20 protein-coding genes, 1 tRNA gene and 1 rRNA gene are annotated in these 21,071 nt (G+C 43.8%); 16 read left to right on the top strand and 6 right to left on the bottom strand.

Annotated elements, in window-relative coordinates; translation table 11 throughout:
• Positions 1 to 141: 141 nt before the first annotated feature.
• The 5 genes from NUW02_00530 (at position 142) to NUW02_00510 (ending at position 5,120) form a co-directional block, all read left to right on the top strand.
• Positions 142 to 1,428: a radical SAM protein gene (locus NUW02_00530; GenBank protein ID MCR4274525.1), complete on the top strand. Its 1,287-nt coding sequence runs from the start codon at positions 142 to 144 to the stop codon at positions 1,426 to 1,428.
• Between the two features lie 194 nt (positions 1,429 to 1,622).
• Positions 1,623 to 2,102, top strand: a complete 480-nt coding sequence (locus NUW02_00525; protein ID MCR4274524.1) for a hypothetical protein — start codon at positions 1,623 to 1,625, stop codon at positions 2,100 to 2,102.
• Positions 2,074 to 2,766 (top strand): hypothetical protein, encoded by a 693-nt coding sequence (locus NUW02_00520; GenBank protein MCR4274523.1) that lies wholly within the window; start codon positions 2,074 to 2,076, stop codon positions 2,764 to 2,766. Before NUW02_00525 ends, NUW02_00520 begins: the two co-directional genes overlap by 29 nt.
• Positions 2,763 to 3,224, top strand: coding sequence for a hypothetical protein (locus NUW02_00515; protein ID MCR4274522.1), 462 nt, complete (start codon positions 2,763 to 2,765; stop codon positions 3,222 to 3,224). Before NUW02_00520 ends, NUW02_00515 begins: the two co-directional genes overlap by 4 nt.
• Positions 3,225 to 3,326: 102 nt before the next feature.
• On the top strand, positions 3,327 to 5,120 hold the full coding sequence (locus NUW02_00510; GenBank protein ID MCR4274521.1) for an ABC transporter ATP-binding protein/permease: 1,794 nt from the start codon (positions 3,327 to 3,329) through the stop codon (positions 5,118 to 5,120).
• Positions 5,121 to 5,186: 66 nt separating this feature from the next.
• Here the strand turns inward: NUW02_00510 and rplT are convergent, their stop codons facing one another.
• From rplT to infC, 3 genes are all read right to left on the bottom strand, one after another.
• Positions 5,187 to 5,558, bottom strand: a complete 372-nt coding sequence (gene rplT, locus NUW02_00505; protein ID MCR4274520.1) for a 50S ribosomal protein L20 — start codon at positions 5,556 to 5,558, stop codon at positions 5,187 to 5,189.
• Between the two features lie 48 nt (positions 5,559 to 5,606).
• The gene (locus NUW02_00500; protein ID MCR4274519.1) at positions 5,607 to 5,792 is read right to left on the bottom strand and encodes a 50S ribosomal protein L35; all 186 of its coding nucleotides are present in this window, start codon (positions 5,790 to 5,792) and stop codon (positions 5,607 to 5,609) included.
• Between the two features lie 270 nt (positions 5,793 to 6,062).
• Positions 6,063 to 6,584 carry a translation initiation factor IF-3 gene (gene infC / locus NUW02_00495; protein MCR4274518.1) on the bottom strand — a complete coding sequence of 174 codons (522 nt, stop codon included), beginning with the start codon at positions 6,582 to 6,584 and terminating at the stop codon, positions 6,063 to 6,065.
• Positions 6,585 to 6,780: 196 nt separating this feature from the next.
• Between infC and NUW02_00490 the strand changes: the two genes are divergently transcribed.
• The 7 genes from NUW02_00490 to NUW02_00460 all read left to right on the top strand — a co-directional run bounded on the left by NUW02_00490 (position 6,781) and on the right by NUW02_00460 (position 12,312).
• Positions 6,781 to 7,173, top strand: coding sequence for a response regulator (locus NUW02_00490; GenBank protein MCR4274517.1), 393 nt, complete (start codon positions 6,781 to 6,783; stop codon positions 7,171 to 7,173).
• A 42-nt stretch (positions 7,174 to 7,215) separates the two neighbouring features.
• Entirely contained in the window at positions 7,216 to 7,614 is a 399-nt protein-coding gene (locus tag NUW02_00485) for a response regulator (protein MCR4274516.1), read from the top strand.
• Between the two features lie 197 nt (positions 7,615 to 7,811).
• Positions 7,812 to 8,261, top strand: coding sequence for an SsrA-binding protein SmpB (gene smpB, locus NUW02_00480; GenBank protein MCR4274515.1), 450 nt, complete (start codon positions 7,812 to 7,814; stop codon positions 8,259 to 8,261).
• A gap of 909 nt (positions 8,262 to 9,170) precedes the next feature.
• Positions 9,171 to 11,108, top strand: coding sequence for an ATP-dependent zinc metalloprotease FtsH (gene ftsH / locus NUW02_00475; GenBank protein MCR4274514.1), 1,938 nt, complete (start codon positions 9,171 to 9,173; stop codon positions 11,106 to 11,108).
• A 26-nt stretch (positions 11,109 to 11,134) separates the two neighbouring features.
• Entirely contained in the window at positions 11,135 to 11,503 is a 369-nt protein-coding gene (locus NUW02_00470; protein ID MCR4274513.1) for a hypothetical protein, read from the top strand.
• 131 nt (positions 11,504 to 11,634) lie between these two features.
• Positions 11,635 to 11,820 carry a hypothetical protein gene (locus NUW02_00465; GenBank protein ID MCR4274512.1) on the top strand — a complete coding sequence of 62 codons (186 nt, stop codon included), beginning with the start codon at positions 11,635 to 11,637 and terminating at the stop codon, positions 11,818 to 11,820.
• A gap of 108 nt (positions 11,821 to 11,928) precedes the next feature.
• Complete coding sequence (locus tag NUW02_00460) at positions 11,929 to 12,312, top strand: response regulator (GenBank protein ID MCR4274511.1); 384 nt, start codon at positions 11,929 to 11,931, stop codon at positions 12,310 to 12,312.
• On the opposite strand, the gene NUW02_00455 is transcribed toward NUW02_00460, so the two are convergent.
• Together NUW02_00455 and NUW02_00450 are read right to left on the bottom strand one after the other, a co-directional pair.
• Positions 12,309 to 13,502: a hypothetical protein gene (locus NUW02_00455; GenBank protein MCR4274510.1), complete on the bottom strand. Its 1,194-nt coding sequence runs from the start codon at positions 13,500 to 13,502 to the stop codon at positions 12,309 to 12,311. The genes NUW02_00460 and NUW02_00455 overlap by 4 nt on opposite strands.
• 67 nt (positions 13,503 to 13,569) lie before the next feature.
• A tRNA-Ile gene (locus NUW02_00450) sits at positions 13,570 to 13,643 on the bottom strand.
• Between the two features lie 122 nt (positions 13,644 to 13,765).
• Between NUW02_00450 and NUW02_00445 the strand changes: the two genes are divergently transcribed.
• Positions 13,766 to 14,308, top strand: a complete 543-nt coding sequence (locus NUW02_00445) for an RNA polymerase sigma factor (GenBank protein MCR4274509.1) — start codon at positions 13,766 to 13,768, stop codon at positions 14,306 to 14,308.
• Complete coding sequence (locus tag NUW02_00440) at positions 14,301 to 15,353, top strand: hypothetical protein (protein ID MCR4274508.1); 1,053 nt, start codon at positions 14,301 to 14,303, stop codon at positions 15,351 to 15,353. Before NUW02_00445 ends, NUW02_00440 begins: the two co-directional genes overlap by 8 nt.
• A gap of 403 nt (positions 15,354 to 15,756) precedes the next feature.
• Here NUW02_00440 and NUW02_00435 read toward each other — a convergent pair whose 3' ends face one another.
• Complete coding sequence (locus tag NUW02_00435) at positions 15,757 to 17,988, bottom strand: ATP-dependent DNA helicase RecG (GenBank protein ID MCR4274507.1); 2,232 nt, start codon at positions 17,986 to 17,988, stop codon at positions 15,757 to 15,759.
• 100 nt (positions 17,989 to 18,088) lie between these two features.
• Here NUW02_00435 and NUW02_00430 point away from each other — a divergent pair, with 100 nt between their 5' ends.
• The gene (locus NUW02_00430; GenBank protein ID MCR4274506.1) at positions 18,089 to 19,768 is read left to right on the top strand and encodes a GPI anchored serine-threonine rich family protein; all 1,680 of its coding nucleotides are present in this window, start codon (positions 18,089 to 18,091) and stop codon (positions 19,766 to 19,768) included.
• Between the two features lie 547 nt (positions 19,769 to 20,315).
• Positions 20,316 to 21,071, top strand: a 16S ribosomal RNA gene (locus NUW02_00425); the annotation flags it as partial.

The raw sequence follows: 21,071 nt of genomic DNA, 5'->3' as shown, positions 1-21,071 counted from the left end.
GTCGAATTCCCAGCAATGTAGAGGATAAAATTTTTCTAAAGTCGATTTTGTGGAGGTATTGACAGAATACGTAGCAGCTTTTATTATCACCAGCAGAACGATAGAGACTTCTGCGACATCTACAGTTCTTTGAAAAGGGGTGTGGCCGTGAAAAACCTTATCTCACGAGATTTTCGGGGCGCTTCATTCATCATTAATAAGACGACCCGTAAATCAGCTTTTTTCGAGGGTCCTCTTGCAAGTCAGGCAGTTAGAATTGTCAACGAACCACAGCATCAACTCACCAACGATTTTCTGGAGCAATTTCGTCCAGAGGATAGTGGTGACATTACAACAGATTTTGCTGAAATCAAAGAAGTGATTCGTTCCTTGTCTGATGAGTCGGCGTACAGGTTCCCACAAAAAGTGATTCGGACCCAAAAGACGGCATTAGAGGAGTTGTCTGCTTACGCAATACGCGAGTGGCAGGTTATCAACGCGAATCTCGAGCTGACGTATCTTTGCAACCAGCGTTGTAGTTGGTGCTATTTGGACAACTTCCATGAGAAGGGCTTGTCCAGGGACAGAATTCAGAAGTTGGGACAAGAATTGAAGTCGGCGGGAGTGGTTTTTGTTCTTCTTACAGGAGGAGAGCTCTTTCTCCGCAGAGACGCTATCTCTGTGATGGAAGATCTTGAGGAGATTGGTTTCGTTCTGGAACTAAAAACGAACGGAACGGCTCTCACTCTGGGTACCGTCGAAAAGTTGTCACGATTTCACCTGTACGACATCCAGGTTTCGGTGTATGAAACACGGACTGGGTACTCAGAGTTAACCAGGTCGGTATATCGATTTGATCGACTCAAGGAGAGCGTCCGTCAGATGCTTCGGTGCGGACTACCCGTCACACTCTCGGTTTTGGTTGGAAAACACAACATCGACCGAATCGATGAGGTCCACGATGTTCTAACGAAAATCGGAGCGTCGATTTTCTACAGTCCATACATTACACCGAACCGTAGTGGCCCAGGAAAAGAAGTGCTTTTCCGTCTTTCGTATCAGGAGATGGAAGAGAAGTTTAAGCCTTTTCTGGATCGCATCGGCGGTTTTCCTACCCAGAAGAAGTATCGCGACTGTCGAAATCACACTGTGTGTTTTGCTGGTAGGGATCAAATAGCCATTGACCCACGGGGCGTTGTCTATCCTTGTCTCGATCTCAGGGTACCGTTGGGGGATACTTCCTCTGAGTCATTGGCCGAGATTCTCCGACGACGAAAACAGGTACTCACTCAGTTCTCTCTTCGAGAGATGCAGCAGTGCATGGTCTGTCGCAATCGGAATTACTGCGACAGTTGCATTGGCCTAGCTCTCGTAGAGGGCGGTGACTACAGGATACCGTCTAGGCATAAGTGCGACGTTATCCACTTCTACGCACACGAAAGGGGGTGAAAGAACATGCGTAAGTACCGCAGAACCCGCATTGCTGTGGCTTCCGAGCCGCGTCCCTGCAGCTCCAAGCACTCCAAGGCGGGCGCAGGCTGCAAGATGGCCAAGAACATCCCGTGCCGGACGAAGTGATCCAGCACTACATACGGAGAGAGGGAAGTGTTCCTCTCTCCGTATTTCTTTTATATAATTCAGCTATGAACCGTAAAAATAAGATTTATAACTTACTCAAGAAAAAGAAGAGTGTCTTTTTAGTTGGTACAAGTGATTCCGGGAAAACATACTTTGTTTTGAAGGAACTTATACCATTTCTAAAACGTAAAAAAATGGCAGTTTCGTATTTTCCCGATTGTGACCGGATACGTACCTCACCAAAGGGAAGGGTAGTAATCGTTGATGAAGTAGAAACTTTTCAAGATAAAGAATTTTTGGAGAAACGCTCAACGGAAAAACCCCACTACAGTAAAAAATACCTCCAAAAAGTTGCTCGATGGTTTAGAGTCTTAAAAAAGATACAAACTCCCGCAATTTTTATTGTAACGAGGAGTATGAGAGATGAGGTTCTACATCTTCAAAAAATACTCAAGACGACCGATTGGGATAATCGTAAGGTTCAAACAGTTGTCTTTTCCAGAAGGACACCAAAAAATGAAAAAGACATCATTTCAATTAAATAAAAAGCTAGACAAAGAAATTATCCTCGATTTTTTATCAGCGGAAGAGGGTGGGGTTGATTTTGGTGCAGGTATTATTTCTGTACATCCCCAACTTAAAAAAGTGAAAGAGCTTTCTTTTAAAAAAAGAAAAGAGGTGGTTTCTAAGTACGTGGATACTTTTTACACAAAACATAATAAAGAATTGCGCAAAACACTTTCTATCTTTAAGAAAGAATGGTCTGTTACAGAAAACATATATTTTACTACTGTGGAAAAAATGTTTGGTAAAAAACCAACACCACGAAAGGGGTATCGCGCTTTTCTGTCGATAATAGACTGCAACCCTCGTTTTTTGGAAACGAAGTCATTTCAAATTTTTTGGAAACATCAAGATGGTGTTCGTTTTGTCACTGCGCACGAAATTCTACATTTTTTCTTTTTTGATTATGTGAAGAAATATTTTCCGAAACTGTATAAAAGTCCTTTTTTATGGGATGTGTCTGAAATCTTCAACTCAGTGATTCTTTCGACTCAACCGTTTTCATCTATACACGGCGTAAAGAAAATGATTTTCTATCCACACCATCGTCCGATGCTCAAACAGGCATTAACAACATGGAAAGAGAAATCAGATGTGGGCACATACATTCCGTGGTTGTTTGAATATGTTAAAAGCACCCAGTGAAAAACAGCATCACAAAAAAGAACATAGATAAGATACAGAACTTTGCCAAAAAAGTTTTAAGAAAATCTGGAGGTACAAGACAATCTTTGGCTAGTTTAGCTACGGATAACTGCAGTGAACTATCCCGATTAGCTGGGTGTTTTGTTCTTAAATCCTTTCCGGAGGCCGTTGTACATGTGTTGAAAGGTAATAGGGTGTGTAACACCAAGCAATCTCACGATATTTTAGCGATACAAGAAAAGAATGTAGTATATGCAATAGACCCATCGGTTTGGCAGTTCTTTCCTCGTAAAAGAAGCATTTTTGTAAGCGATGAAAGGAACCTGCAAGATTCACTCAAAACTGCAAAAAAGATATATGGTGGTATGTGGAAGGTTTCCGAAAAACTTTCACTACGAAAATGTCAAAAAGATAAGGGTAAGTGGCTTACTGTTATCAATCAGAACAACAAGAAATAAAAACCCTCGCCAGAAGCGAGGGTTTTTATTATGCAACTTTTCTTGTTTCTGTCTTTAGTTTGAGATGATTCAACGTGATTTTTGTTGTATAGTGTGAAGGTTATGAAAGAAAGTGGCAGATTAGGTCAAAATATTTCCATTAGTCAAATAATGACCCAGTTTTGGAATGGTGTACGACCAATGAAAAACTGGTTTGTTTTTTCGTACGTCTTCTTTTTTTGTGCTCAGATTGTCAACGTTATTGTTCCTCTCTACTACAAAGACGTTTTTGATATTCTTGGAAAATCCACAGACCCCGTTTCTGTAGTTTCAGATCTTAATAGAGTAATTTTTATTATCTTATTTTTACATTTAGGAAATCAACTTTTTTGGCAAGCGGGAACATACTTTTTCACAAAAATGCAGTCCAGTGTTATGGCGCGTTTAAAACAGAATGCTTTTACCTATATGATAGAGCATTCATATACTTTTTTTGCTAACAATTTTAGTGGAAGTCTTGTTCAAAGGGTTGGTCGTTTCAGCCGTGCGTTTGAGGCTCTCACTGACAGCGTGGCCTTTAATATGATGCCTCTTACCATAACTATTATTGGTTCAATATGGATTACATGGTCTGTGGCTCCTGTTATTTCTGTTATTTTAGGGGTGTGGGTTGTCATATTTGTTGTCTTTAGTGTGGTGTTTTCTACATGGAAACTAAAATATGATACGGCCGTTGCTGAGGCTGACTCTCGAACCACGGGGTATTTGGCGGATTCTATAACAAACAACAATGCGATATCTTTTTTCACCGGCCATAAACATGAATCACTTGGTTTCCAAGGAGTTTCTAATGATCAGGCCCAAAAAATACTCTTCTCTTGGCGTTTGGGAAACGTTGTAGATGCCATACAAATTTTACTGATATCTGTTGTTGAATTTTTCGTATTTTACTTTGCGATACGATACTGGAGCCTTGGTCTTATTACGATAGGTACGTTTGTGTTGGCACAGACGTACATTATTGGTGTTGCTAACCAATTGTGGGGTCTCAACAAAATAATTCGAAATATTTATCAAAGTATCGCTGATTCAAAAGAGATGGTTGATATTTTGCTTACAAAGCATGAAATCAAAAATATACCACACGCAAAAAAGTTAGTTGTGACACGAGGTGAAATAGTGTTTGACTCTATATCATTTGCGTTTGGAGAAAATAATAAAGTGTTACACAACATCACCCTCACCATTAAACCAGGAGAAAAGGTTGCTATTATTGGTCCATCTGGTGCTGGGAAGACAACCCTTGTACGGCTCATCATGCGACTGTATAACCTCACAAAAGGTTCAATACGCATTGATAGTCAAGATATCAGCCTTGTTTCGCAGGAATCCCTCCGTGAAAACATCAGTTTTGTGCCTCAAGACCCAGTCCTCTTTCATCGAACACTTATTGAAAATATTCGATATGGTCGTCGAGATGCTACCGATGAAGAAGTTAAGGAAGCCGCATGTCTTGCACACTGCGATGAATTTATTGATACCTTGCCCTTGAAATATGAAACGTTTGTTGGTGAACGTGGAATAAAACTTTCTGGGGGAGAACGTCAACGTGTTGCTATCGCACGAGCAATACTGAAAAAAGCTCCCATACTTATTTTCGATGAGGCAACGTCAAGTCTCGATTCATACTCAGAGTCGCTCATTCAGGGTGCTTTAGAAAATCTTATGAAGGACTGTACAACGATTGTTATTGCACACAGACTTTCAACTGTGAAAAAAATGGACCGTATTATAGTTATGGGTAATGGTTCAGTTGTTGAAGATGGAACACACGATGAGTTATCAAACAAAGATAGTGGTTTGTATAAGAAGTTGTGGGATTTGCAAGTAAGTGGTTTTATGGAAAAGAATCAATAGTGTAAAGACACAGTAATTTTTTGTGGACATAAAAATACCCCCGATAGGATGTTGGGGGTGTTTTTATTATTTTGCGGTTGTCTTTGTTTGAGGAGCGAGAACTTGTTTGACGATACGTTCAAATGTTTGAGGATGTGTCATCGCGATTTCTGCGAGCATCTTGCGGTTCAGTGTTATCTTTTTTGCATTCACGAGACCAATGAATTTGCTGTATGAAATGTTGTGGGGAGCAACCGCTGCGGAAATGCGTGTTTGCCACAATCGACGGAAATCATTTTTCTTATCTTTGCGGTGTGCAAATGCGTGCATTCCTGACTTTACGAGTGACTCCTTTGCGAGCTTCTCCTTACTCTTTCGTGTATTACGAAAACCCTTTGCTCGTTTGAGCACATTTCGACGGCGTTTGAGTGCAATTGTTCCTCGTTTTACTCGGGTCATATAAAGTGGAAGTTGGAAGTTAGATGTTAGACGTTGGAAATAAGAAAACTACTTTGACGGCAAATAACGCGTGCGGATTTTTGGTGTAAGTGAAATGATTCGTGAACGCTTGCGTGCGAGTTGTGTGCTTCGGGACTCCTTAGCATTGTAGTGGTTGCCACCAGCTTTTCGGCCGATAACCTTACCGTTTTTCGTGATGCGAAGTCGTTTTGAATATGCTTTGTTGGTCTTCATATAAAGTGGAAGTTGGAGGTTAGAAGTGAGAGGTTGGAAGCCCCGTCCTCATAAAAAGAGGCCCACATGGGCTTACCCATAGTACATTTTTATTGTCTTTTTGCAAGTGGTTTCTGTATTTTTAATAGGCGGAGCCTGTTGCATACAGGGTCCGGCGTGTACGTAGCGAAGCCCTATTTTTGAGAAACTTTGTAGGCGTGGCGACGTCGGAGAGAGAAAACCGCCAGCAGGCGGTTTTCGTGTTCTCAAAAATAGGGCAGGAGCGGAGAGTTATTTTTTCTCAAGCACCATACTCATACCCTTAGGTGCCTGTTTGACAGGTTCGGCAATTTTGAAGTCCACGGTGATGAACTTGAGGAAACGTTCCATACGCTCTTTGAGGAAGGTTTTGTCCAAGTACTTAGCACGGCCTTGTAAATAGAGCTCAAAACGCACGCGGTGACCTTCAGCAAGCCACTGTGATGCTTGTTTGGCTTTGATACCCATGCTGTGCTCGGAGGTACCGATTTTGACCTGCACGCTCTTGGTCTCGGTTTGGTGCGACTTCGCCTTGTTTTCACGAGCTTTCTTTGCTTGTTCGTACAAGTATTTTCCGTATTCGATAATCTTTACCACAGGAGGAGTTGCGTTTGGAGAAATTTCAACAAGATCAAGTCCGAACTCGCGCGCTTTGGCGAGAGCTTCTTCACGTGGAAGTACACCGAGATTTTCTCCATCGGGACCCATCACACGCATTTCGGTTGCGGTGATTAATGCATTCATGCGGACGCGGTTTCTGTTTGGGGTACTCAAGAGGGTAGAAGTAAGAATAAAGTAGTAAGCAATAAGATGTTAATGAAGGCGTAGGTTGTTATATAGTTTTGGGCAATGTGTTTTACGCTGTTACTATAGCACATTTTCCTCTTTAGACAATATTTCTATGTAGTCCACCAAAATGGTTTTTACCCATAGCGTGCCCCTGTGGTTTTGCTATAGTTGACCTTACGATATGGACACGCCACAAAACAAACAAAAGATTCTTATGGTTGATGACGACCAGTTTCTCGTGTCCTTGTACCAAAAAAAGGCGGAGGGGTATCCTGTTGAACTCTCTACGGCATTCAGTGGTGAAGAGGCCCTCTCGCAACTTCGCGAAGGACTTGTTCCTGATATTATTGCCCTTGATGTAACCATGGCGGGCATGAGCGGTATGGACCTCTTGAAAACAATTCGTGCAGAAAAACTTGTACCACAAGCGCGCATCGTTGTTCTTTCCAACAACAATGAAAATGACCTTGCAAAAGATATGCAAGACCTGAACGTTTCAAAATTTATTATGAAAGCGTCTCTCTTACCCTCACAGGTTTTTGACGAACTGCTCTCTGTTGCGCACATCAAATAACTACGCACGAGAAAATGTATTATTAGTAACTCTTTTCTCCATATGATACAGACATCACACAAAGTACTCATGGTTGATGATGATGAGTTTCTCATGTCGTTGTACCAAAAACGTGCGGCAAAGGAGGGTCTCAATTTGCGTATCGCACTGAACGGAAAGGATGCACTCGATATTCTTCGCGGACACGACTTTGTGCCAGATATTGTTGCGCTTGATATTACAATGCCGGGCATGTCGGGCATGGATGTGTTGAAAGTGATTCGTGAAGAGAACCTAGTACCGAACGCAGAGATTGCAATTCTTTCCAATACGGCGGGTGATGCGGTCATGACGGAAGCAAAAAAGTTAGGCGTGCACAAATTTATTTTTAAAGCGGCATTTCCTCCCTCACAAATTTTTGATGAACTCTTTTCAATCACTAGAGACGGCACAAAGGGATAGGGATGGTAAGAAGTAGTAAGTAGGAAGCAAAAGTAGAAAGTAGTAGGTAGTAAGCAGAAAGTAACATTTTGACTATATATCAGTATTAACTAAGTAACCCCGCCACCGTGGTTGGGATACAACAAAAAAACCCTGCACTTGAAAGCCGTGCGAGGCTTTTTTGTTAAAGGGGCAGGCAGTAGTGGTATGATACGTGTATGGCGTCCTTGATTCAAAATAAAAAAGTGCTCCGCGACGTTGAGGTCCTTGAACACGTTGAGGCGGGTATTGAGCTCAAAGGATACGAGGTAAAATCAATACGCGCAGGTAATGGCTCGCTTGATGGAGCATATATTGTCGTGCGAGCAGGGGAAGCATTTTTGGTGAAAATGCACATTGGCCCCTATCAGCCAAAAAATCAGCCTGAAAACTACGACCCCGAGAAAACTCGCCGTTTATTGCTTTCTAAGAAAGAAATCAGAGAATTGGCCGATGGCGAAAAACAGAAGGGATTGACAATAGTACCGTTATCGATGTATAATAAGAAAGGATTGATAAAGGTTGATTGCGCGTTGGTTCGTGGGAAGAAAAAAGGAGACAAGCGTGAATCACTGAAGAAGAAAGAAGCGCAAAAAGATATGCGTCGTACTTTGAAAAGAGAATATTAGAGGCACCACCGAAGCGGTGGAAGTTCAAAATCCAAAACTCAAAATCCAAAGAATGGAGAACATCTATTTTTTGAACTTTGATATTTGTGCTTTGTTATTTCTTTCGTGTCGGGGGATGCCTCGTTTCGACAATGTGACGATTGTTATACGTGCGTGGTGGAAGTGTGCTGACTTCCTTAAAACAGTACAAACATACCTGCACAATCTGCAGTCAAAAGTCCATACCTCGCGGTATCGGATTTCGCTTTCGTTAACGCCTAAGCGACGTCTTCTGACATCTTTGTTTGAGAGGTGTTAGCGGGTGTAAACCAATTCAAACTAGCGTACTCGGATGTTCCGACGAATACGTAACACCAATCGGTTCTGGCACGCTATCGTTTCGCCTGTCTTTAAGATAGTGTGTAAGACCTCAAGACAACGCTAGATTACGTAGACTCGTATGACATCACATATTGGACGTGGCTTCATCGCCACCATCTCCACAAAATTAATGAGTCGCAGACGAATATAATTTTGTAGGATGCCGCATTTTGCGGCGCCACAAAAACAAAAAACCACCTCGATGGTGGTTTTTTGTATTCAAGAGAGTGTGATATATTTCCCGCAGACATTGAACCTGAGGAGGTTTTGTTATGAAAAATAAAATCGTCGTCACCGAGAAGTTGGAGTCCACAGTGAAACCCGAGGACACTCATCGAGAACCGCACAACTGCGGTAGGCCACATGACGGCAGAGACTGTCCTTGTTGGCCCTGCAACAACAAATACTGTCCGGCTTGCATGAGCACCTTGACCCCATAAATACCTGGACCTCAAGCAGTACCGATTGCCCCGCCTAGCACAAAGTGCTCGGCGGGGCGCTTTCGTTTTCTATCGTCTCATACCACTTTTCGTGTATAATAACCGCCACATGAAGTCCACCTCTCCAAAACAAAATCCAAATGGAAAAAAGGGAAATGACGGAAAGTTTCCGATGCCACAAATGAAAAATCGCCCATTTCTAATGAACGTGGGTCTTACAGTTCTTTTGCTTGTTGTTCTTTCATTTGCATACAATGCGCTTAACTCACAGGACGCGCCTGAAGATATTCCTCTGTCGCAAGTTGCCAACGACGTAACAGTAGGAACGGTGAAAGCAATTGTGGTACGCGGAGATACCCTTGAACTTACCTACCTAGACAGCACCATAAAAAAATCAGAGAAAGAAACAGGAAGTTCGCTTGTTGAAACACTCTCGTCGTACGGCGTTTCAAAAGAACAACTTGCGACAACATCTCTTTCAATTAAACAGGAATCTGGTTTTTGGTACTGGGTTCTTAATCTCGCTCCAATTCTCCTTCCTCTCGGCTTTATTATCTTTTTCATCTGGATGCTCACGCGACAAGTGAAAGGTGCGGGCATGCAGGCATTTTCATTCGGCCAATCACGTGCAAAGTTTTTTGACCCCAAAGATAAACTCAAAATTACGTTCAAAGATGTTGCAGGTGTGAAGGAAGCAAAAGAAGAACTGCTTGAAATCGTGGACTTCCTCAAGAATCCAAAAAAGTTTCTCAAAATTGGCGCACGCATTCCAAAAGGTGTGCTCTTGATGGGTGCTCCTGGGACAGGGAAGACACTGTTGGCGCGTGCGGTTGCGGGCGAAGCAAATGTTCCATTCTTCTCTATTTCCGGTTCCGAATTCGTTGAAATGTTTGTGGGTGTTGGTGCGTCGCGTGTGCGGGACCTTTTCCAATCAGTGAAGCGTTCTGGTCCCGCAATTATTTTTATTGATGAAATTGACGCCGTTGGTCGTGTACGTGGTGCGGGTCTTGGTGGTGGAAATGATGAACGTGAGCAAACACTCAACCAAATTCTTGTTGAAATGGATGGCTTTGAACCGAATGCGGAGATTATTGTGATGGCGGCAACAAACCGACCAGATGTGCTTGACCCCGCGCTTCTTCGTCCAGGACGTTTTGATAGACGTGTGCGTCTTGATTTACCTGACCGCCCAGACCGTGAGGCAATTCTTGGTATTCATGCACGAAGTAAACCCCTTGCAGAAGACGCAAACTTGAAAGTGATTGCAGAGCGCACGCCTGGATTTTCGGGTGCTGATTTGCAGTCAGTTATGAATGAGGCCGCTATTCTTGCGGCGCGCGAAAACCGCACATCAGTATCGCAATTTGATTTAATTCGCTCTATTGAAAAAGTAATGCTTGGTCCTGAACGAAAGAGTCACATTTTGACGGACAAAGAAAAGAAAATCACCGCCTACCACGAAGCAGGACATGCACTTGTTGCGTCGGTGTTACCAAATTCAGACCCAATTCACAAAATTTCTATCATTGCTCGTGGTCACGCCGGAGGATACACACTCTCGTTGCCCTTGGAGGAACGTCGATTGCTTTCGCGTAAAGAATTTATTGACCGGCTTGCGATGACGCTTGGTGGCTATGCTGCAGAGATGCTTATTTTTGGTGATGTAACAACTGGTCCGTCAAACGATTTACAGGTAGCATCTGCACTTGCTCGGGATATGGTGATGCGCTATGGCATGTCAAAGAAGCTTGGCCCTATTGCATTTGAAGATGATGATATGAAGATGGCGATGAACGGCATCATGCAAGAAGGCGCAGGATATTCAGAAAAAGTTGCAGCTCTTATTGATGAAGAGGTGAGCAGTTTTATTAAGAGTGCACTCGTTGAGGCAGAAAACGCTCTCAAGAATCATCGTGCGCCGTTAGACGCCATTGTGGTGCACTTACTTGAAAAAGAGACGATAGAACAGGAAGAATTTGAGGCTATTTTGCGCACGCATGGCATTGCGGTGAAGAAAGACGCACACAAGGAAAAAGTGGTATCATAGGTATATATAATTTAATTTATACAAATATGTCTATATTTGAAAAAAGATTTAAAGGAGCAGCAGAAGAAAACGAAGGACGTACTGCAAAAGATGTTGTTGGTGAAATTGCCTCTCCACAAGAAGTAGGACGAGAAACTGCAATTGTGTATGAGAAGGTAAAAGACCCCATTCTTTCTATTATAGAAAATAAAAAAATTCGACTTGAGGAAGCATTGTTTCCTGAAAACATGAAGCTTGTCCTAGAGGGAATACAAGAAGAAGGATTGGCAATGGAGCGTGACATGCACCTTCCTGTTGTTGAAGGTGATTGGAAAAAAACTATTCAGCGCGCCGTCAGAGAAAAAATTAAAGAAGGGGAAGATGAACGCGAGCGACGATCTACAAAAATCGCCTAAACAGTTGACAACACCAACTCCCTCTGGTACATTCCGACCCAGAGACGCCAACTTCTGAGGAGGTAGGTATGAGAGTCGCCCGCGCGGTCTCTCATGACCGCCACCAACTTCGCCTGGTTCCGGCAGTACACATGTGCCTTTCTTTTGAGGCACGGCTTGTCTCGGAGAAGCTTGATGAGCGGAAATTGACCGAAAAGCAGTTGAACGCGGCCTACTGGCTCCTGATGGAGCTCTTCAAGGGAGGATTCAACCAAGACATGCTGTTTAAGGCAACGAGGGAAATCACGAGGATTCGCGGACACATCATGGAGGGGTAATTCCTCCGCGAGCAGTGGGGCAGGTGGAAACACCCGCCCCCTTTCTTTTCCACAGAAATATGTATTTGCGTGCATATAATTCTCCTTTTGGTGTATTCTTGAAGTACTATGACAGACCAAAAAAAGTCCATTCTTATTATTGAGGATGAAATACAGATACGCGGAGCGTTGCGTGATTTTTTAGTACAAAACGGATTTGCAGTTCTCGAGGCCGAAGATGGAGAAAAGGGTCTTGATATTGCAACACGGGAACATCCAAACCTCATTCTTCTTGACATTGTGATGCCCAAAATGGACGGTATGACAATGTTGGAATTATTGCGCGATGACCCATGGGGGAAAACGGCCCCCGTTATTATTTTGACCAACCTTTCTGCAACAGATGAAAAACGAAATGCAGATGTTACAAAATTGCTACCGGCGTTTTATTTAGTAAAGAGCGACTGGAAACTTGAAAATCTCTTGGAGAAAATTCACGAATGTCTCTCTTAGTTTTTTTGTTGCGCGAGAATTCTATCGAGTGCAAGCAATGAAGAAATATTGTGTTGCACGTAATCAATACGAATTGCGTACCCATCTAGACTTTCGTGGAATCCACCAACTCCGCTGGAGTTTCCCTTCAATGTGCGTAATTGTGACGCGGTGAATTGTGTTCGCAACTGAAATACTACCGCTTTTTCCATAGCATCGAGGGCAACAAATGCGTATGCGTCATCACCCGCTTTTTTAAAGAGCCAGTATGCTGCACCCAAACCTTCACTGCGTGTTGCTGTTGGAGTTGAGCGTGGTGGGTCGTAGAAACCACCATTCCAATCTTCCTGGTCACCCGTCTTGTTTGTGTGCTGTGCCGCCACAATTGATTGCACAATTTTTTGTGTGTGTGCGAGATAGATTTCATCAGGTCGGTTTGCGTAGAGTTCATTAAGGCCATAGAGAAGCCAATGGTCGTGATTGAGATTTTGTATGGCAACATCTGCATCACGAACCTCAATGAGCCAGTGTGCACCTCGATGTGCCGCATCAATCCATTTTGTATCCCTATCGAGTTCAAAAAGTCGAGCAAGAGCAAAGATGGATTCTCCAGGATAATATTCTGATTCAAATGCCGAACGCTCACCCGTGTCTATGGTGACGTTGTGTACTGTAAACTCTCCGTCGGGTGCCTGTGTGTTGGTAATAAAATTTGCGAGTTGTTGTGCAAGAGAAAGATAGGGATACGCGGTCGTCGTTGTTCCGGTCGCTTCTTCAGCAATACTTAGATATTTTGTAAATGCGAGTACCGCGAGAGCATTTCCGCCGAGTTTTGTTTCATTACCCTCTTCAATACAGAGTGCATCAGACATGAACGGACAGGGGACTGCACTTTCTGCAAGATAATTGAGAGCAGATTCCGCGGCGGTTAAATATTTTTGCTCATGTGTTGCTTCGTATAATTCTAAAAGGGAATATGTTGTGCCTGCGTGACGAACAATGTTGTACGAAGAAGATTCGGTGTCTGTGACAGGGTTGTACTGATAGACAAATGAACCATCGGTGTTTGTGTGTGCTGCCAAATAGTTACCTCCGAGACGAGCGGCTTCAAGATATGTTGATTCGCTCCTAGCGTATGAAAAAAGACCGATTCCAATCAAGAATGCTCCTCCAATAATCATCATGTATAACCCTTGTGTTTTTTTGTTCATTTTTTATTTTTAATACCGAGAATATCTTCGATATATAAGCTTAGATTACATTAACTGCAAATCTGTGTCCGCCCCCTTGGACTCGAACCAAGAACCGCCGAGGTATAAGCTCGGTGCTCTAACCAATTGAGCTAGGGGCGGACACAGGTTTTCAATCACCAGTAGCCATTGTGATATCTGAAGCGCCTGAATGCAACCCTTTGCAACTTCACTGTGTCTGGCGGTTTCTCTGTAACTTTACTACAATAGGACGACATTCATATATGGGAGCACCACTAACAGGGTATGACAGTCTTGCTGACGCGCTGGCGAAAGCAGGAGAGGGGCACGAAATGGCTTTTCGGGCGATTTATGAGCACCTCATAGACAGGATGTTTTCTTTTGTTCGTCCACGAGCTCGTTCGCGTGATGAGGCGACGGATATTGTGCAAGATATTTTTGTGGACGTGTGGGGAGCAATGCCACGTTTTACATACATATCAGATGCACATTTTTATAGCTTTGTGTTTACGATTGCAAAACGCCGACTCATTCGTCACTACAAAACGCACACCCACGAATCGTTAGACGATTTGGAACAAAGTGAACACCCTCGCGTTGAGGCGGACATCACGGACCCAGACGGCATACGACATCTCATTGCACAGTTGCCAGAAAAACATCGTGATGTGATAACACTACGTTATTTTTCAGGATTACCTTTTGTTCAAATCGCCGAGATGCTACATACCACAGAAACAAACGCCAAAGTTCGTCACCACCGCGCGCTCAAAGAGCTTCGAGTTTTAATGCAAAAATATGAATAACGAATTTTCAACAATTGAAGACCAGCTAAAGCGGGTTTCCATACAAAATCTTTCAAACGAAGAGAAACAAACACTCTGGGTGTCTATTGCGCGCGAACATTTAGCACGACCCGTAGTATCTCCATACTCGTGGATGTTGATAGTACACCGTCGTTTGATGGTAACTGTTTCAGCGATTCTCATTTTTGTTCTTGCTGGGGGTAGTACCGTTGCTCTTGCTGATAGTGCAAAACCAGGCGACACACTCTTTGCTCTTGATCGCGCAACGGAAGGTGTTGTGCTCGCACTTACTTCAGAAAAGAGTAGGGACAATGTGCGTGTTGCAATGGCAAATGAACGCGTTGATGAACTTGAGGCACTCATCTCTGATGAATCATCACGTCGCCTTGCCCGTGGGGAACAAACACCAGAAGCTACACTCATGATGGCGACACTTGCGGTTGATACTGCCACAAATACTGAAAGTGGTTCTGGACAAGAATCTTCAGAGGATGCACGTGCATTTTCCAAACAAGATATACAAGAAGGTACTTCAAATTCAAATAAAGATGTTGGAGCACCTGTAGAAATGAAAGACAGAAAGCGCTCTGATATTGAGGAGGCACTCTCGCTTGTGGATGAAATTTCTACTGAGCTTGAAAAGAGGGGTAACACAGAGGGGCACGATTCAGTTAAGCGTGCCATGAGACGTCTCTCAGGCAAATTTAATGAACTTCCTCAAGAAGATAATGATACATTTAGAGCGCCATTTGAACGCGCCTTTGTAGGTGAAGCTCGTTGGAATGATGATGACGATTCGAACGATAGTGATTCAGACGATGATGGTGACGACAGTGGTTGGTCCAATGAAGATGGATTGCTATCTCCACCAAACCCACGATTTGAAGATACTCTTAATGGTGGAGGTACCACGGGCGACATTCATCAAGGAGGTGGTCCAGCGGGAGGGGGTTCTGTTGAAGGAACATCAACCCGTGACTCCAACGGTGACGATGATGACGATGATGGTCGCGGAGGAAATGACGATGACGAAGAAGGCGACTAATATAGATTTAAAAACACCGACCAGAAAATGGCCGGTATTTTTATGCGAAAACCCCCGCACATGATTCGTGTGCGGGGGCGAGGTCACCTTGAGGAGTATTCCTCGTTCAGGCGAAGGATGCTTTCGCGAAATGCCGAACTACTCTGTTCTCGGGTAACATGCTCCCACGGGTACCGAACATAAAAGACGACTTCTCCGTTCTCGAATCGAAAGGACTCCGAGTTGTGTGCCGCCTTGACGGCGTCGTCGGGGGTGATTGGAAAATCCACCGTTTCCAAGATGAGGACCCTACTGAGTTCTCCACTCGTCAGCACGAAGCTCGATATCCGCATCTTTTTCTCCCTAGAGTTTTGAACAACGATTGAACTGGAACAATAATATCATATTAAAGTACACTTGTCAATTATTCAAAGTGAACTGATTCACGCTCTCGCACCGCATCCTTAAGGAGTGGTGTGTTTCTTAATTCAGAATCTGTTTCAATGAGTTGTCGCGCTTCATTGCGTGCGGCTTCAACCATTTTTAAATTGCGAAGTGCTTCCATACCGACATCGGTGATGCCCCATTGTCGTCCGCCGTACAGTTCACCCGAACCGCGTAGTTCCAAATCGCGTTCTGCAAGCTCAAAACCGTTTGCGGAAGATGCGAGTGCTTTCAGACGGTCGCTTGTGGAAGCACTTTTTGAATCAGTAAATAAATAACAATATGCTTGGTAGCTACTTCGCAGAACACGCCCGCGGAGCTGGTGTAGTTGTGCTAAACCAAAGCGGTCCGCACCTTCAATAATAATTGCGGTGGCATTGGGAACGTTCACGCCGACCTCAATGACCGACGTGGCGACAAGAATATCAATTGCTCCCTCTGAAAATTCTTTCATGACACCTTCTTTTTCTTGAGGTTTCATTTTTCCATGCACAATACCGATGCGCGATTTTGGAAATACGTCGTGTTTGAGGCGTTTTGCTTCTTCAACAACTGACTTTGCACGAAGCGCTGTTTCTTTTGCTGGGTCTGGTTCGTCAATACGCGGACAGACCACAAATACTTGCCTGCCCTCGTCTATGAGCGTTTGAATGTGCGCGTATGTTTGTGCGCGTTTTGCTGGCGTAACGATTTCCGTTTTAATTTCTTTTCGTCCTTTTGGTTGTTCATCAAGAAGTGTGAGGTCAAGGTCGCCGTAGACCGTGAGTGCAAGCGTGCGTGGAATTGGTGTCGCTGTCATTGAAAGGAGATGAGGCATTCGCCACGCGTCACGGTCTGGAGCATCTGTTTTTCGCGCGAGAAGTGCGCGTTGGTTGGTACCAAAGCGGTGTTGCTCATCAATAATTACGTAGGCAAGGTGTTTAAACTTCACGCTCTTTTGAATAAGTGCATGTGTGCCGATAAGAATAGGGATTTCACCACTGGCGACCCATTTGAGCAGTTGTGGACGGGAAATATCGGTCCATCCGTTCGGGTTCACTTTTGAAGGGAATTTTTTGCAACCAGAAGAGGTAATGAGTCCAATTTGAATCGGTAAATCCTTAAAGAATTCAATAAACGATTCAAAGTGTTGTTGGGCGAGAATTTCTGTTGGTGCCATATAGGCCGTTTGGAGGTTTCCGAAATCTTGATCCTTTCCTTCAGCACTTTTTGGTCGGCTGGTGACCACACAATACGCCGTTGCAGCTGCAACAAATGTTTTTCCTGAACCAACATCTCCTTCAAGGAGACGGGACATTGCGTGAGGTGAGTCAAAGTTTTCAAGAATGCTTTCAATTGCTCGTGTCTGCGCGTTTGTGGGTGTAAAAGGAAAGCGTTTGATGAACGTGGTGAGTTCTTTTTTTGAAACAGAAATATCCCACGTTGGAAGTGCGTCTGCACGGGAGCGTTCCTGTTGTTTTTGGAGTTGGATGAAAAATACTTCTTCAAATGCAAACCGTTTGCGTGCGGCGATTGCATCCGTTTCAGTTTTTGGTGTGTGCATCCACACGAGTGCGGTTGCGAGTGCGGGCAAATTGTATTTTTTTAAAATATCTTTTGGAATTGGATCGTGTAAAGCATCCAACACATCTTGTGTGAGGATTTTTTGGATTGTGTAGAGAAACCATCGCGACGTAACACCGCGACTCTCAGGATACACAGGAATGAGAGGCATGTCGGCGTTGTGTTCTGTCGATGTACCGAACAACACATTGTTTGCATTTGGAAGCCTGGCTTCCAACGCGTTGGAAGCCAGGCTTCCAAAGGGTTTTGCGTGCGTAATTTCTGGATTAATCATTGAACGCTTGCCGTCTTTCTCTTTTATTTTTCCTGCAACAACAACTAAGGAGCCTTCAGGAAACATTTTTGAAATGTATGGTTGGTGAAGCCAGAGGAGATGCAAACTTCCAGATTCATCTTTAAGTGTTGCTTCAGTCATGGGAATTTTACTTTTCCATGCCTTGCGTGCTTTTGTTTTTGAAATGGTGCCAATAAGAGACACTACGCCGTCTGATGTGGTTGTTTGAATAACGCCCTCATTTGCCGATGAAATGTATCGTGCAGGGAAGTGGTAGAGGAGGTTGTGAAGTGAGACAACACCGAGCTTTTTGAGTGCCTTTGTTTGGTACTCGTTAATTCGAAAATGTTTGGATACAGGTTCGATGAGGTTCATACACTTATTGTACCGCAGGAGGATAAAATAGTTCTCCCTTGACTCCTTGAGTATTAAGCTAATAATGAAGGTATTATAAAAAGTAATACTTGTAGTATTTATGAAAAAATACCTCTCCCTGTTCGCTGTTGCCCTTATCGTTGGGGCTTTTTTTGTGCAACCAGTACGTGCGGAAACAAACCCAAGTTCAATGCAGGCACTTATTCAATCGTTAATGGCGCAAGTACAAGAACTTCAGCGTCAATTAGTAATTTTACAGGATCAAGCTGGTGGTAGTAATGCCACCCCATCAATAACAGTCCTCTATCCAAACGGAGGGGAGACGTTGAAGTTCGGCACTATGATAGATATTGTATGGACAGCCCCGAACATAACAAAACAACAACAGTATTTTGATTTATACGTGCAGACAGTCGGTGCTGATGCCAATAAACGTTTCCTACTTAATTCAGCAATACCGATGGACGGAACCCAAACAAAACAAACGTATGAGTGGGAAGTTGGTACACAAGGAGCCGCGGGGGCCGCAATTCCGCTCGGGTATTACTACATGGAAGTATGCCCATGGTCACACGGTGAGTATTCAAAACCTCCATGCGATCGAAGTAATGAAACATTCAGAATTACCAATGAAGGTCCAACGACACCTGACTACATCAAGGTAACTAATCCAAACGGAGGAGAGGTGTTGTACACAGGTAAGACGGCAAGGATTACATGGGACAAGCGATTTGATGGTAAAGATGGACGCGTTAGCATTGCTCTTAGGAGTGAGTGTCCAATGATATCGACTAGTATTATGAGCGGTGTTATTGTCTCGGACACGGGAAACACTGGAGAGTACGTATGGAAGGTGCCAAGTAGGTACGCCAATGATAAGTGTGGATACAAAGTACGTATCGCTACAATCCCTGGAACAACGGCATATATGGTTTCTGATGAGAGTAATGATTGGTTTGAAATACAGTTAGGTCAGGGAACCGTAGACGAATCTATTGATGTATTTAATCCAGTTGGTGGTGAAAGATATATTCCAGGACAAGCAATCTCAGTTGGTTTTGATGTACGTAGTCCAGATGGAAAACCAGATGTGGCAATTAAGTTATATAAAACAACGGGTGACAAAGAAACCATAGTAAATGAGGTGTACTACTCATATGAGGATGGGTTTGTTCACAATGGAGAAAATAAAATTAAATTCTACCCAGCAAAAGGTTCAAATTATTCAGATGATGAACTTGTTGGAACATTTAGGATAGAGGTTCTTGTGGGTGAGATATTCTGTTGCAAACCTTGGATTGAACCAACTGATTCAGATATGACGGGAGAATTTTCTATTTCTAGTAATCCAACACCAGTCGATTCTATTAAGGTAATAAGTCCAAATGGTGGAGAAGTCTGGCACGCAGGAAGCACGCATACGATTACTTGGAGTTCGGCAAATCTTTCCAGTGATCGTGTGACAATCAGACTGGCGAGCAGTTGTGCTGGCGGTTGGCCAACGATAGTGCAAGATACCAGTGATGATGGTTCGTATACGTGGAACATACCATCAACGTACGCAAGTACTATATGTAAATACAAAATTGAGGTTGGGGCATGGTATGACGACGGAGAAGGTCCAGATGTGTACGACTTCAGTGATGGCTGGTTTCAGATTGTGAGGTCATATACACTTCCTCCTGTTGTTCTCGGTGCGTCTGCATCGTATCAAGATGTTCTGAGCCAAATGGCAAACACATTGAAGGGAATGCAGGAGCTTTTGCAGGGATTGAAATAGAAAGTAATTTTCAAACAAAAATACCCGACGTAACAGTCTGGTGTTTTTTGTTTGTGTGTCTCCCGCTACCTTAATCAGTACTCGTATGATTATGTACCCATCTCTGGTTGGAAAATCTACCTTGCAGAATATAGGTTTTTTGTGGTTTGTCAATATGTGTGCGATGAAATCGTTTTATTGTCCACCCGTTTCCCACAGTGCCATGAAGAATCCTTGACATGGCTCTATTGCTGGCTATAATGGGTGCTCCTCTAGTAATCAGTCCCGTTCGTCGGTTTGACTGGCGAGCGGGCCTTTTTCTAGACAGATCTTTGACAACTGAATGTAGACCACCTCGTGCACCGAGTACGTGTACGAGGTGGATAGTCAGCATGTGATTGCCACCGCTTTTACGTGCTGGAAAACCCGTCTTTTTCCGACGCAGATTGTCGTACAACATCTGTGTCAAAAAAAGAAATACAAAATATAGAAAATTAGAATGGAGAAAAAGAGCTAATCACAATTTTTCTTTTGTTCTGCTCATTTAGGTGAAAATTTATTTTCATCTTATATGTAGAGTTTGATCCTAGCTCAGGATGAACGCTGGCGGCGTGGATAAGGCATGCAAGTCAAGGGGGCCCGCAAGGGCAACCGGCAAACGGGGTAGTAACAGGTGGGAACGTACCTAGAAGTCAGGAATAACCTGTCGAAAGACAGGCTAATACCCGATAGTCTCCAAGGAGTAAAGCTCCGGCGCTTCTAGAACGGCCCGCCCGCTATCAGCTAGTTGGTAAGGTAATGGCTTACCAAGGCGTAGACGGCTAGGGGAGGTGAGAGCCTGACCCCCACCACTGGGACTGCGACACTGCCCAGACACCTACGGGTGGCTGCAGTCGAGAATCTTCCGCAATGCACGAAAGTGTGACGGAGCGACGCCGCGTGATTGATGAAGCTCTTCGGAGTGTAAAGATCTTTTATGAGGGAAGAAGTTTATTGACGGTACCTCATGAATAAGGGGCTGCTAACCTCGTGCCAGCAGCAGCGGTAATACGAGGGCCCCGAGCGTTATCCGGAATTATTGGGCGTAAAGGGTGTGTAGGTGGTTGTATTAGTCTTGTGTTAAAGCCTGTTGCCTAACAACAGAATCGCACGGGAAACGGTACAACTAGGAGGGTGCAAGGGGTGTACGGAACTCATGGTGTAGGGGTGAAATCCGTTGATATCATGGGGAACGCCAAAAGCGAAGGCAGTACACTGGTGCATACCTGACACTGAAACACGAAAGCGTGGGTAGCGAATGGGATTAGATACCCCAGTAGTCCAC

Source organism: Candidatus Campbellbacteria bacterium, from assembly GCA_024653945.1.
GTDB lineage: Bacteria > Patescibacteriota > Minisyncoccia > Phycocordibacterales > EsbW-18 > EsbW-18.
This window is presented reverse-complemented; position numbering and strand designations above follow the sequence as displayed.